At 62.5% G+C, this 12535-nt stretch carries 10 protein-coding genes; 2 read left to right on the top strand and 8 right to left on the bottom strand.

The features are described from left to right. Nucleotides 1-3: 3 nt before the first annotated feature. Nucleotides 4-1410: an ATP-binding protein gene (locus WFM45_RS17330; RefSeq protein WP_021505718.1), complete on the top strand. Its 1407-nt coding sequence runs from the start codon at nucleotides 4-6 to the stop codon at nucleotides 1408-1410. Between the two features lie 11 nt (nucleotides 1411-1421). Next, nucleotides 1422-1949, top strand: a complete 528-nt coding sequence (locus WFM45_RS17325) for a GNAT family N-acetyltransferase (protein WP_049240107.1) — start codon at nucleotides 1422-1424, stop codon at nucleotides 1947-1949. A gap of 10 nt (nucleotides 1950-1959) precedes the next feature. On the opposite strand, the gene WFM45_RS17320 is transcribed toward WFM45_RS17325, so the two are convergent. The 8 genes from WFM45_RS17320 to WFM45_RS17285 all read right to left on the bottom strand — a co-directional run bounded on the left by WFM45_RS17320 (nucleotide 1960) and on the right by WFM45_RS17285 (nucleotide 12457). After that, nucleotides 1960-2925, bottom strand: a complete 966-nt coding sequence (locus WFM45_RS17320) for a quinone oxidoreductase family protein (RefSeq protein ID WP_048324709.1) — start codon at nucleotides 2923-2925, stop codon at nucleotides 1960-1962. Nucleotides 2926-3033: 108 nt separating this feature from the next. Then, nucleotides 3034-5913 (bottom strand): aminomethyl-transferring glycine dehydrogenase, encoded by a 2880-nt coding sequence (gene gcvP / locus WFM45_RS17315; RefSeq protein ID WP_015378983.1) that lies wholly within the window; start codon nucleotides 5911-5913, stop codon nucleotides 3034-3036. Between the two features lie 92 nt (nucleotides 5914-6005). Further along, nucleotides 6006-6392 carry a glycine cleavage system protein GcvH gene (gcvH, locus tag WFM45_RS17310; RefSeq protein WP_004931633.1) on the bottom strand — a complete coding sequence of 129 codons (387 nt, stop codon included), beginning with the start codon at nucleotides 6390-6392 and terminating at the stop codon, nucleotides 6006-6008. A 46-nt stretch (nucleotides 6393-6438) separates the two neighbouring features. Continuing rightward, nucleotides 6439-7536: a glycine cleavage system aminomethyltransferase GcvT gene (gcvT, locus tag WFM45_RS17305; RefSeq protein ID WP_004931631.1), complete on the bottom strand. Its 1098-nt coding sequence runs from the start codon at nucleotides 7534-7536 to the stop codon at nucleotides 6439-6441. Between the two features lie 506 nt (nucleotides 7537-8042). Continuing rightward, nucleotides 8043-9245 carry an FAD-dependent 2-octaprenylphenol hydroxylase gene (gene ubiI, locus WFM45_RS17300; RefSeq protein ID WP_004931629.1) on the bottom strand — a complete coding sequence of 401 codons (1203 nt, stop codon included), beginning with the start codon at nucleotides 9243-9245 and terminating at the stop codon, nucleotides 8043-8045. Nucleotides 9246-9326: 81 nt separating this feature from the next. After that, on the bottom strand, nucleotides 9327-10505 hold the full coding sequence (ubiH, locus tag WFM45_RS17295; RefSeq protein WP_118891727.1) for a 2-octaprenyl-6-methoxyphenyl hydroxylase: 1179 nt from the start codon (nucleotides 10503-10505) through the stop codon (nucleotides 9327-9329). A gap of 1 nt (nucleotide 10506) precedes the next feature. Then, nucleotides 10507-11823, bottom strand: a complete 1317-nt coding sequence (pepP, locus tag WFM45_RS17290) for a Xaa-Pro aminopeptidase (protein WP_076741298.1) — start codon at nucleotides 11821-11823, stop codon at nucleotides 10507-10509. Between the two features lie 55 nt (nucleotides 11824-11878). Beyond that, the gene (locus WFM45_RS17285) at nucleotides 11879-12457 is read right to left on the bottom strand and encodes a YecA/YgfB family protein (RefSeq protein WP_004931622.1); all 579 of its coding nucleotides are present in this window, start codon (nucleotides 12455-12457) and stop codon (nucleotides 11879-11881) included. Nucleotides 12458-12535: the final 78 nt, after the last annotated feature.

Below are 12535 nucleotides of genomic sequence, written 5' to 3'. Positions count from 1 at the left end.
GAAATGATCGGTTTCAAATCCTTCTTTATGCGCACCATTATTTTCCAGGTGCTGGCCATTTTATTATTGTGGGGGATCCTCGTCGCCTGGGTGAAATATTGGTATTACCCCGACATGGAGAAATATTTCGATAACCAGCAACGCATCGTCGCTGCAGGCATCGCCAATATTCTCGACGAAACCGGCACTGACCATATCGATTACCGCGGCATCATCAAGACCATTGAAGGCATGTACATTGATTCCATCAATAACGGCATGCAGGACGAAATCGACTATCACCCGCTGTTTGTGGTTTACGATCGAGACAACCGGGTGCTTTACAGTTCGCAAACGCAGGGAGAGCCGCTGCGCCTGCCGCCTTCGGTGCTGTCCGGCTCGGTCAATTACGCCGGCGCCAACTGGCATCTCGCCGGCAGCTGGAGCGAGAATCGCCAGTACCGGGTGATCGTCGGCGAATCGTTCAACGATCGCACCACGCTGTTCGGCAACCCGGCGGAGAGCACCGCCGTACCGCTGCTGGGCATTCTGGCGGCCATCATCATCACCTTGCTGTTTACCGCCTATTTCAGCCTGCGGCCGCTGCGCCAGATCGCCCGCACCATTTCCGATCGTCAGCCCGGCAATCTGTCGCCGATCAACGTCAGCGAACAGTATCAGGAAATCCGGCCGGTGGTGATGGAGGTCAACAAACTGATGGCGCGCATCGACGCCGCCAATCAGCGCGAGAAACGATTTATGGCCGACGCCGCGCATGAGCTGCGCACGCCGATCGCCGCCGTGCTGGCGCAGCTGCATTTGCTGACCCAGGTCAGCGAGCAGCAGGAGCGCCGGGAAATCATCGGCGACATGCAGCAGGGGCTGGATCGGGCGGCGTCGCTGTCGCGCCAGCTGATCAACCTGGCCAAGCTGGAGGCGGAAGATTTTCCGCTGAAGATTGAGGCGGTGGATATCTATGCGGAGATCGGCAAATGCATCGCGCAGCACGTTCCCTATGCATTGGAAAAGGATGTCGAACTGTCGCTCGACGGCAGCGAGGAGGTGGTGGTGAGTACCGACCGCCATGCGCTGATCGCCATCTTCACCAATCTGCTGGACAATGCGCTCAAATACGCGCCGCCCGGCAGCCGCATCGAAGCCAATATCCGCTCGCTGGCGCCGCTCGGCTGCTATATTACGTTGCGCGACAACGGCCCCGGGGTGAGCGAAGAGCACCTTCCGCGCCTGTTTGAGCGCTTTTACCGCGTGCCCGGCACGCAACAGACCGGCAGCGGGCTGGGATTGGCCATCGCCCGCAACCTGGCCGACAAAATCGGCGCGCAGCTGCGCGTCACCGAAGGCCTCGACGATCGCGGCATCGGCTTTATCATCGATTTGCCGGAAAGTTACCGGCCACAGATTGAGAGTTAACCACGAGCATGATCGCCCCTGTACTGCTGCAACGGCAGCAACTCGACCGGCTGTGGGATATCGACCGCAGCGAAATTATCGACACCCTGTATCGCCTGCAGGATGGCAAGCTGCACCCCTACCCGGACTACTACGATGTGCGCGGCTGGGATCCGCACGATCGGGAAACCTATACGCCGATCCACGAAGCGTGCTTCGATCGCGGCGGCGCGTTCTTCGCGCTGTTCGAAGGCGAGGAGATCGTGGCAGCGGCGGCGCTGGACACCGAACCACGCGGCCCGCGGCAAGATCTGCGCCAATTGCTGTTCTTTTACGTCAGCGCGCACCAACGCGGCCAGGGGTTAGGCAAGCAGCTGTTCCAGCTCTGCCTGCGGCAGGCGGCGCAAGAAGGCGCCGCCGGGCTGTACGTCTCCTCCATTCCCAACAAAAGTACCGTAGACTTCTATCTGGCGCAGGGCTGCCGGCTCATCGAACATCCGGATACCGAATTGTTCGCCCGTGAGCCGGAGGACATTCACCTGGTCTGCCTCTGCCGCTAGCGGCCGGGGATTAACGGGCGATGCGTATCACCGAACGCACGTCGCTTTTCTTGTTCAGATCCCACACCTCGTTGATATCCGCCAACGCGTGCTCCTGCGTCTCGATAGTGAGCGCTCCGGTCGCCGCCAGCGCCAAAATCTCGGTCGCGTAGCGCTGCATCTCCGGGATCGGCGGGAAGTTGCCGGTGCCGCTGCCGAGGATCTGCAGCTGATTGCTGCGCAGCACCGCCGCCGGCAGCCGGATGTCCGGCGCGGCCATCGAGCCGACGTTGACCAAGCGAATGCCGCGCCCCCCGGCGTAAGACGAGAGATCGTGATTATTGAGCGTCGCCAGCAGCGCTTCGGTCGCCGGGCCCCAGATGTAATCGACAATCACCTGATAACCACCCGGCCCCGCCGCCGCCGCGAAGGCCTGCGCCAGCGCCTCGCCCTGCAGGCTCAGATCCACCGTGGCGTCCACACCCAACGCCTCCAGCACGCTCAGGCGCCGACCGGCGGCAACGATGCGCCCGGCTCCCGCCTGACGCGCCGCTGCAACCGCCAGTTTGCCCGAGGTGCCGGTAGCGCCGATGATCAGCACCGTTTCACCAGGCTGCAGATCCGCTCGCCAGCGCAGCGGCAGCCAGGCGGCGAAGGCCGGATTGATCAGCGCCGCCGCCGTGGCGTCGTCCACCGCCTCCGGCACCGGCACCGTCCATGACGCGACGCTGCGCTCTGCCATCGCGCCGTAAGGGCGACGGAAAGAGGCGAAGTACACTCGTTGCCCGTCCGCCGTGCGGCCCACGCCGTCGGTGCCGGGCACGATCGGCAATTGCTTCGGGCTGGAATAATGAGTGCCGGCGACGGTGGCGCGATCCAGCTGCTTGATGCCGGCCGCCAGAACGTCGATCGGCACTTCATTCGCCTGCGCCTGAGGCTCCTCAAAGGTGCCGAAAACCGGGGCTTGCCCCAGCGCTGTTACGATTGCCGCTTGCATGATGACTCCTCAAATCGTGGGAACGTACCGGAAAGAATAGGCCGCGATAAAATAAAAAGGGACACCGCATCATGCGGTGTCCCCCAAACACAAACTTTGCCGAACGTGTTATTCGTAATCGCTCATCGGCACGCAAGAGCAGAACAGGTTACGGTCGCCGTACACGTCGTCCAGACGCTTAACGCTCGGCCAGTACTTGTTCTCGCGTACGCCGGCCACCGGGAACACCGCCAGCTCGCGGCTGTACGGGTGCTGCCAGTCGTTGACCAGCTCCGCCTGCACGTGCGGCGCATTCACCAGCGGGTTGTCTTCCAGCGGCCATTCGCCTTTGGCGACGCGGTCGATTTCGCTGCGGATCGCCAGCATCGCATCGATAAAGCGATCCAGCTCCACCTTGCTTTCCGACTCGGTCGGCTCGACCATCAGCGTGCCCGCCACCGGGAACGACATGGTCGGCGCGTGGAAACCGAAGTCGATCAGGCGCTTGGCGATGTCCATTTCGCTGATGCCGGTCTCTTCCTTCAGCGGACGAATATCGAGGATGCATTCGTGCGCCACACGGTGATCGCGGCCGGTATACAGAATCGGGTACGCGTCTTTCAGACGGGTAGCGATGTAGTTGGCGTTCAGGATCGCCATCTGGCTGGCCTGCTTCAGGCCCTCCGCGCCCATCATGCGGATGTACATCCAACTGATAGGCAGGATGGAGGCGCTGCCGAACGGCGCCGCGGAGACCGCGCCCTGCTGGGTGGTCACGCCGTCGATCTGCACCACGCTGTGGCCCGGCACGAACGGCGCCAGGTGCGCTTTCACGCCGATAGGGCCCATGCCCGGGCCGCCGCCGCCGTGCGGAATGCAGAAGGTTTTATGCAGGTTGAGGTGCGAAACGTCTGCGCCGATGTAGCCAGGCGTGGTGATGCCCACCTGGGCGTTCATGTTGGCACCGTCGAGATACACCTGACCGCCGAACTGATGCACGATCTGGCATACTTCACGGATGGTTTCTTCATACACGCCGTGGGTCGACGGGTAGGTCACCATGATGCAAGAGAGTTCTTCGCCTGCCTGCTCCGCCTTGACGCGCAGATCGTGCAGATCGATGTTGCCGTTCTTGTCGCAGGCCACCACCACCACGCTCATGCCCGCCATCTGGGCGGAGGCCGGGTTGGTGCCGTGCGCCGAGCTTGGGATCAGGCAGACATGACGGCCCGCTTCATTACGGCTTTCGTGGTAGCGGCGGATCGCCAGCAGGCCGGCGTATTCGCCCTGCGCGCCGGAGTTCGGCTGCATGCACACCGCGTCATAGCCGGTCAGCTGCACCAGCCACTGAGACAGTTGGCCGATCATCTGCTGGTAACCGGCCGCCTGCTCCGGCGGGCAGAACGGGTGCAGTTCGGAGAATTCAGGCCAGGTGATCGGGATCATTTCCGCCGCGGCGTTCAATTTCATGGTGCAGGAACCCAGCGGGATCATCGCCTGGTTCAGCGCCAGATCCTTACGCTCCAAGCGATGCATGTAACGCATCATCTCGGTTTCGCTGTGATAGCGGTTGAATACCGGGTGGGTCAGGATCGGATCCTGGCGCAGCATGGCGGCCGGGATCGATTGACTGTTTTTGCTCACCGCCGCGTCTAACGCGTCGATGTCCAGACCGTGATTGTCGCCGGCCAGCAGTGCGAACAGCGTTTGCACGTCTTCACGCGAGGTGGCTTCATCCAGCGTGATGCCGACGGCGCCGTGAATGTCGGTACGCAGGTTGATACCGAAGCTCAGCGCGCGCTCCAGCACGGCGGCCTTGTCCTTCACTTCGACGGTCAGGGTGTCGAACCAGGTGTGGTGACGCAGCGTCAGGCCGGCCTTCTGCAGCCCGGCGGCCAAAATGTCGGTCAGGCGATGGATGCGCCCGGCGATGCGCTGCAGGCCTTGCGGGCCGTGATACACCGCATACAGGCTGGCGATGTTGGCCAGCAGCACCTGCGAAGTACAGATATTCGAGTTGGCTTTCTCGCGGCGGATATGCTGCTCGCGGGTCTGCATCGCCATGCGCAGCGCGGTGTTGCCGGCGGCATCGCGGGAAACGCCGATGATGCGGCCCGGCATCGAGCGCTTGAACTCGTCGCGGCAGGCGAAGAAGGCGGCGTGCGGGCCGCCGTAGCCCATCGGCACGCCGAAGCGCTGCGCGGAGCCGAACACCACGTCGGCGCCCTGCTTGCCCGGCGCGGTCAGCAGCACCAGGGCCATGATGTCGGCAGCCACGCTGGTGATGATTTTGCGCGATTTCAGTTCGGCCAGCAGCGCGCTGTAGTCGTGCAGTTCACCGGTGGTGCCCACCTGCTGCAGCAACACGCCGAACACGCCGTCCAGCTCCAGCACTTTTTCCGCTTTATCGACGATGACGTCGAAGCCGAAGGTTTCGGCGCGGGTGCGTACCACGTCCAGCGTCTGTGGATGCACGTCGTCAGCCACGAAGAAGCGGTTGGCGTCTTTCAGCTTGCTGGCGCGTTTGGCCAACGCCATCGCCTCGGCGGCGGCGGTGGCTTCATCCAGCAGCGATGCGGAGGCCAGATCCAGGCCGGTCAGATCGAGGGTCACAGTCTGGAAGTTCAGCAGCGCTTCCAGACGGCCCTGCGACACTTCCGGCTGATAAGGGGTGTAAGCGGTGTACCAGCCCGGGTTTTCCAGCATATTGCGCAGGATCACCGGCGGCGTCAGCACGGCGCTGTAGCCCATGCCGATGTAGGATTTGTAGCGCTGATTCTGCGAGGCGATCGCCTTCAGCTCAGCCAGCGCCTGATGTTCGGTCGCCGCGTCGCCAACCGGCGGCGGCCCCGGCAGCTGAATGTCCGCCGGCACGATCTGTTGGATCAGCGCGCTGAGCGAGCGAGCGCCCACCGCTGCCAGCAACTCCTGGCGTTGTTCCGCAGAAGAGCCGATGTGGCGTTCGATGAACGCTTCGCTGTGTTCGAGTTGGCTGAGTGTCTGAGTCATTGCTACAAATTCCTGAATGCTTGCGTGATACGGGATATAGCTTGAACGGTAACTAAAACGCCCCGGCCGAAAGGCCTGGGGCGTGGGCACGATTACTCGTCGATCGAGGCCTGATAAGCCGCGGCGTCCAGCAGGTTCGCCAGCTCGCCTTCGTCGGAGGCTTTAATCTGGAACAGGAAGCCGTCACCGTAAGGTTCGCTGTTCACCAGCTCCGGGGAGCTTTCCAGCTCGGCGTTCACCGCCACGATTTCACCGCTGATTGGCGCGTAGATGTCCGACGCCGCCTTGACGGATTCCGCCACGGCGCAGTCTTCACCGGCGGCGACTGTGCGGCCCACTTCCGGCAGATCGACAAACACCATATCGCCCAGCAGTTCCTGCGCGTGTTCGGTGATGCCTACGGTGTAAACGCCGTTACCTTCTGCGCGAACCCACTCGTGAGAGGATGCGTATTTCAATTCTGTTGGCACATTGCTCATCGCCGGTTACTCCTTCGAAGAAATAAAAGAATCAATCAATAAAAAATCAATTTGTCAGCGGCTTGCCGGCGCGAACGAAACCGGGCTTGGTCACTTTGACCGGCATCTCGCGGTTGCGGATCTGCACGATGGCCTGCTCGCCGATGCCCGCCGGCACGCGCGCCAGCGCGATGCTGAAGCCCAGCGTCGGGGAGAACGAACCGCTGGTGATCACGCCTTCGTGGGTTTGCCCCGCCGCGTCGGTGAAACGCACCGGCAGCTCATTACGTAATACGCCTTTTTCCGTCATGATCAAGCCGACCAGTTGCTCGGTGCCCTGCTCGCGCTGTTGTTCCAGCGCTTCGCGGCCGATGAAACGGCGATCTTCCGGCTGCCAGGCGATGGTCCAGCCCATATTGGCGGCCAGCGGCGAAACGCCTTCATCCATCTCTTGCCCGTAGAGGTTCATGCCCGCTTCCAGGCGCAGGGTGTCGCGCGCGCCCAGACCGGCCGGCTTGACGCCCGCGGCCAGCAATTTTTGCCAGAAATCCGCCGCCTGCTCTTTCGGCAGCGCGATCTCATAGCCGGCCTCGCCGGTGTAACCGGTGGTGGCGATGAACAGCTCGCCGGCCTGCACGCCGAAGAATGGCTTCATGCCTTCGACCGCGCTTTTTTGTTCCGGGGTGAACAGGGTGCCGGCGCGCTCTTTGGCCTGCGGGCCCTGCACCGCGATCAGCGCCAGATCGTCTCGCACCGTCAGCGCGACGCCATACGGCGCGGCGTGCTCTTCGATCCAGGCCAGGTCTTTGTCGCGGGTGGCGGAGTTCACCACCAGACGGAAATAGTCTTCAGTGAGGAAATAAACGATCAGGTCATCGATCACGCCGCCGGAGGCATTCAGCATGCCGGTGTACAGCGCCTTGCCGGGTTGGGTCAGTTTGGCGACGTCGTTCGCCAGCAGGTAGCGCAGGAACTCGCGGGTGCGAGCGCCGTGCAGATCCACGATGGTCATGTGAGACACGTCGAACATGCCGGCATCCTGACGCACCGCGTGGTGCTCATCGAGCTGCGAGCCGTAGTGCAGCGGCATCATCCAGCCGTGAAAGTCTACCATGCGCGCACCGCACGCCACGTGCTGGTCGTACAGTGGGGTTTGCTTTGCCATCTTTTCCCTCTTTCCACTCGTCGCTAGAAGTTAGGGTGCTGCCACGCAATGCGGCGGAGCCTGGCTCGCGGCCCGATCGCCATGGCGCACTGACTGCTCAACACAAATGCTGCGCCGGGACGGGCGAAAACTGCGTGCAACCGCCGTGACGCAAACGATACCTTTCCCCCGAACTTATCACCGAACGACCACATTAACCATAAGTTAAAATAGGCTCATCGCCGTTCCGGGGCGGTAAAATGCCGGGCTAGTGTGCAGAGTTTTTCACTGGAAAAATGCGCCTTAAGGCACAAAATTAACAATTAAAGCGGCAAAATGCCGAACTTATATAACAAACCTATGGCCGCACATGGGATCCGGACTTTTGATAACCGAACATGGAATTAGAAAAAGTAATGATAAAAAGCGGCTGAAATTAGATTATTTCAAATGAAGGGTTATATAAGGAAACGCGATGGCATAAAGCGAGAAGCGCGAGCCCGCTGCGGGCTCGCAGAAGGCAGGTGTCAGGCAAGCCACTCGGGCAGATCGTTCAGGCCCATCGCCTGACGCACCAGCTTAGGCTTGACGCCAGGCAGGCTGTCCGCCAGCCGCAGCCCCACGTCGCGCAGCAGCTTTTTGGCCGGGTGGTTGCCGTCGAACAGTTCGCGGAAACCCTGCATGCTGGCCAACATCACCGCCGCGCCGTGTTTGCGGCGGCGCTCATAGCGGCGCAGATAGAGGTGCTGGCCAATATCCTTGCCCTGCCGCTGCAGGCGGCGCAGTTCGGAAATCAGCTCGGCGGCGTCCATAAAGCCCAGATTCACGCCCTGTCCGGCCAGCGGATGCACGGTATGCGCCGCATCGCCCACCAGCGCCAAGCGGTGCGCCGCGAAGCTGCGCGCATAGCGGCCGGTCAGCGGGAACGCCAGCCGTTCGCTTTCCAGGCTGCAGGCGCCCAGACGCATATCGAAGGCCATCGCCAGTTCGCGGTTGAATTGTTCCGGCTCCAGCTGCTTGAGACGCTCAGCGTCTTCCGGCGCGACCGACCAGACGATGGAGCTCAAATGCGGATCGCTGAACGGCAGGAACGCCAGAATGCCGTCGCCGTGGAAAATTTGCCGCGCCGTAGCCTGATGCGGCTCTTCGGTGCGGATGGTGGCCACCAACGCGTGGTGGCGATAGTCCCAGAAGGTCAGCGGGATATCGGCATGCTGGCGCAGCCATGACTGGGCGCCGTCGGCGCCAATCACCAACCGGGCGGTCAGCATACGGCCGTCCTCCAGCGTGATGAAGGCGTCATTCTCGCCCCACGCCACCTGCTTGAGCGCGGCCGGGGTAATCAGCGTGATGTCCGACAGGCTTTCGGCGCGCTTCCACAGCGCCTGCTGGATCACCGAATTTTCGATGATGTGGCCGAGATGGCTGAAACCGCACTCGTCGCCGCGGAAGGCGATTTTGCCGAAGCTGTCGCGATCCCACACTTCCATCGCGTTGTAGGCGCTGGCGCGCTGCTGGAGGATGTCGTCCCACACGCCGATATGCTGCAGCAAACGCTCGCTGGCGGCATTGATGGCGGAAACGCGCAGCGCAGGCTGCTCCGACGGCGGCGCCATATCCGGCTGGCGCTGCTCCAGCACCGCCACGCGCAGCCCGCTGCCCTGCAGGCCGCAGGCCAACGCCAGCCCCACCATACCGCCACCGGCGATAATCACGTCAAATGATTGCATGCTGCTCGATTTCCTTAAATAACGCGCGACGCCTTGCCACGCCGCGTTTTTGGGCGCGCCACAGGGCGCCCGATTCTGTGTCTAACGTTCCACCCAACCCAATGTGCGCTTGGCGAAGGCGTCGCGCACCGCCGGCAAACGCGCCATCGCCATCAGCCCCAGATTGCGGCCGACCACCAGCGGGGCATAACGGTTGGCGAACAGGCGGATCAATCCGTCGGTCACGCCGATCGTCGCCTGCTGATCGTTTTGCCGCCGCTGCTGATAGCGGCTCAGCAGCGCATAACCGCCGGCGTCTTCGCCGCTGTTCATCGCTTCCGCCAGCGTTTCCGCCAGCGACATCACATCGCGCAGACCAAGGTTGAACCCCTGCCCGGCGATCGGATGCAGCGTCTGCGCCGCGTTGCCCACCAGCGCCAGCCGGTGGCTGACATGACGATCGGCGGTTAGCAGGCCAAGTGGATAACTGTGCCGCTTACCGGCCTTGAGGATGCGCCCCAGCCGCCAGCCGAAGGCCTGTTGCAGCTCGGCGATAAAACGCGCGTCGTCCCAGGCATCCACCTGGGCGCGATCTTCACGCGCATGGCACCACACCAGCGAACTGCGCCCCTGTGACATCGGCAACAGCGCCAGCGGCCCATAACGGGTAAAGCGCTCGAAAGCTCGCCCCTGCGGATCTTCCGCCGTGGTGACGTTGGCGATGGTGGCGAACTGCGGATAGTCCTCCTGCCGCCACTGCACGTTGCAGGCCTGCGCCAGCGCCGAACGCGAGCCGTCGGCCGCCACCAGCAGCTGCCCGCGCAGACGCTGGCCGTTGTCCAGCAGCACTTCCGCCCGCTCCGCAGTGCGAATCACGTCCACCACCCGCGCGGGGCAGTGCAGCGTGACGCCCGGCGCCTTCGCCAGCAGCGCGAACAGCCGCTGCCCGGCGTCGTGCAGTTCGATCACCTGGCCGAGCGCATCGACCTGATAATCCTGCGCCTGCAGATTAACGAAACCGGCGTGACCGCGATCGCTGACGTGCACCTGAGTGATCGGCGTGGCGCAGTCGCGCAGCGTCGGCCAAACGCCGATGCGCGCCAGCTGTTGGCAGGTGCCCTGCGCCAAAGCGATGGCGCGGGCGTCAAAGCCAGGATGGCTGCGGTCGTCCGGCCGGGTCGCCTCGACCAAATCCACCGCCATTCTTCCCTGAGTAAGCGACGAAATGGCCAGCGCCAACGTCGCGCCCGCCATCCCGCCGCCAACGATAATTACGCTCATGCTACGACCTTGCCGCCGCCATCAAGGCCTCGATGGCATCGGCGTCTTTCACCACGGTGGCGGTCAGGTTTTCATTGCCGTCGGCGGTGATCACGATGTCGTCCTCGATGCGGATGCCGATGCCGCGGTATTCCTCCGGCACGTCCGCATCCGGCGCGATATACAGCCCCGGCTCCACGGTCAGCACCATGCCCGGCTCCAGCAGCCGATCGCGGCTCGGCGTGCCATAGTGGCCGACGTCGTGCACGTCCAGGCCCAACCAGTGGCTCAACCCGTGCATAAAGAACTGACGGTGAGCCTGCTCGGCGATCAATTGATCGACTTCACCTTTCAATACGCCCAGCTCCACCAGCCCGACCACCATGATGCGCACCACTTCGTCGTTGACTTCGCGGATGCTGGTGCCGGGCTTAAACAGCTCCAGCGCACGCTGCAGCGACGCCAGCACGATATCGTACACCGCGCGCTGCGGCCGGCTGAACTTGCCGTTGACCGGGAAGGTGCGGGTGATGTCGCCGGCATACCCCTGGAACTCGCAGCCCGCGTCGATCAGCACCAGATCGCCGTCGCGCATCTGGCTCTCGTTCTCGGTGTAGTGCAGGATGCAGCCGTTTTCGCCGCTGCCGACAATGGTGTTGTAAGACGGGTAGCGAGCGCCGAGGCGGGTGAACTCATGATGAATTTCCGCTTCCAGCTGATATTCGAACATGCCCGGGCGGCATTTTTCCATCGCGCGGGTATGCGCCAACGCGCTGATCTCACCGGCGCGGCGCATCACCGCCAGCTCTTCCGGCGATTTGAACAGGCGCATGTCGTGCAGCCACGGCCGCCAGTCGGTCACGGTGGCAGGCGCCTGCAGATTCTGGCGGAACCCCTTGCGCAGCTTGTCCAACGCGCCGAACAGGATCTGATCGGCATAGGCGTATTCGCCCTGCGCGTGGTAGACCGTATCCAGGCCGTTGAGCAGCAGGTGCAGTTGGTCATTGATTTCATCGAACGGCAGCGCGCGATCCACGCCCAGCTTTGCCGGTGCGGCGTCTTGCCCCAGGCGGCGGCCAAACCAGATTTCCGCCGTCAAATCGCGCACCCGGTTGAACAACACGCTGTGGTTGTGCGTTTCGTCGCTTTTAATCAGCACCAGCACCGCTTCCGGCTCATTGAAGCCGGTCAGGTACCAAAAATCGCTGTTCTGCCGGTAGGGATAGTCTGAATCTGCACTGCGCGTCGTTTCCGGCGCAGAGAAAATAACCGCCGCGCTGGCCGGCGCCATTTTCGCCAACAGCGCCTGGCGGCGGTTGTTGAATTCCTGCTGAGTCATTACCTTCTCCTGAAATCATGCCATCCGCACCGCCGGCGGAGGGGCGATAGAACGTTTAGTGCAGCGTCGGTTTGATATTTTCCGGCGCCGTCGGCTTGTGACGGGTGAATTCGCCGTGGCACATGATGGCGGCGACCCGCACATACTCCGCCACTTCTTCCAACGACTGTTCCAATTCTTCCTGATCTTCGTCTTCGTCGTAGCCCAGTTGCGCGATGTTGCGCAGATCGTCGATCGCTTCACCGACTTCGTCTTTCACCTGGGCCAGCTTCGGCTGCATCATGCCCAGACCGAGCAGGAAGTGGTTGACCCAACCGGCCAGCGCGTCGGCGCGATCGAACACGCTGACGATCTCCCCTTCAGGCAGCATCAGTTGGAACAGGAACTCGTCATCTTCCAGCGTGTCACGCGTCGCTTCATACAGCTGCTGCAACGGTTGGCTGAGCGCCTGTGGGAAGGCGACACCTTCGTTGGTCAGATCGTGCACCAGCGCCTGCCAGCCGGCGTCACGGCTGCCGCCACACAGCAGGCCGCTGATCAGGCCGTGCATTTCTGCCGCGGTCAGCGCCACCGACTGCTGGTTGAGGGCCACGGTTAAAGATTGGTAACTTGGAAATGTATTCTGTATAGACATGCGCATTCGTCATCGTTGGCAGGATAAGTTCGTGTTATGCTACCACCAAGGTCCGTCGCTATACCAGATAAGCGCGAC

The sequence above is a fragment of the Serratia sp. KG1D genome, from assembly GCF_037150675.1.
Taxonomy (GTDB): Bacteria; Pseudomonadota; Gammaproteobacteria; order Enterobacterales; family Enterobacteriaceae; genus Serratia; species Serratia nematodiphila.
This window is presented reverse-complemented; position numbering and strand designations above follow the sequence as displayed.

Bases quoted from the DNA above. Each gene is read 5' to 3' on its own strand.
- gcvP (WP_015378983.1), bottom strand. From the start codon at position 5,913: ATGACTCAGACACTCAGCCAACTCGAACACAGCGAAGCGTTCATCGAA.
- WFM45_RS17320 (WP_048324709.1), bottom strand. From the start codon at position 2,925: ATGCAAGCGGCAATCGTAACAGCGCTGGGGCAAGCCCCGGTTTTCGGC.
- WFM45_RS17330 (WP_021505718.1), top strand. From the start codon at position 4: ATGATCGGTTTCAAATCCTTCTTTATGCGCACCATTATTTTCCAGGTG.
- gcvH (WP_004931633.1), bottom strand. From the start codon at position 6,392: ATGAGCAATGTGCCAACAGAATTGAAATACGCATCCTCTCACGAGTGG.
- WFM45_RS17285 (WP_004931622.1), bottom strand. From the start codon at position 12,457: ATGTCTATACAGAATACATTTCCAAGTTACCAATCTTTAACCGTGGCC.
- gcvT (WP_004931631.1), bottom strand. From the start codon at position 7,536: ATGGCAAAGCAAACCCCACTGTACGACCAGCACGTGGCGTGCGGTGCG.
- ubiI (WP_004931629.1), bottom strand. From the start codon at position 9,245: ATGCAATCATTTGACGTGATTATCGCCGGTGGCGGTATGGTGGGGCTG.
- ubiH (WP_118891727.1), bottom strand. From the start codon at position 10,505: ATGAGCGTAATTATCGTTGGCGGCGGGATGGCGGGCGCGACGTTGGCG.
- pepP (WP_076741298.1), bottom strand. From the start codon at position 11,823: ATGACTCAGCAGGAATTCAACAACCGCCGCCAGGCGCTGTTGGCGAAA.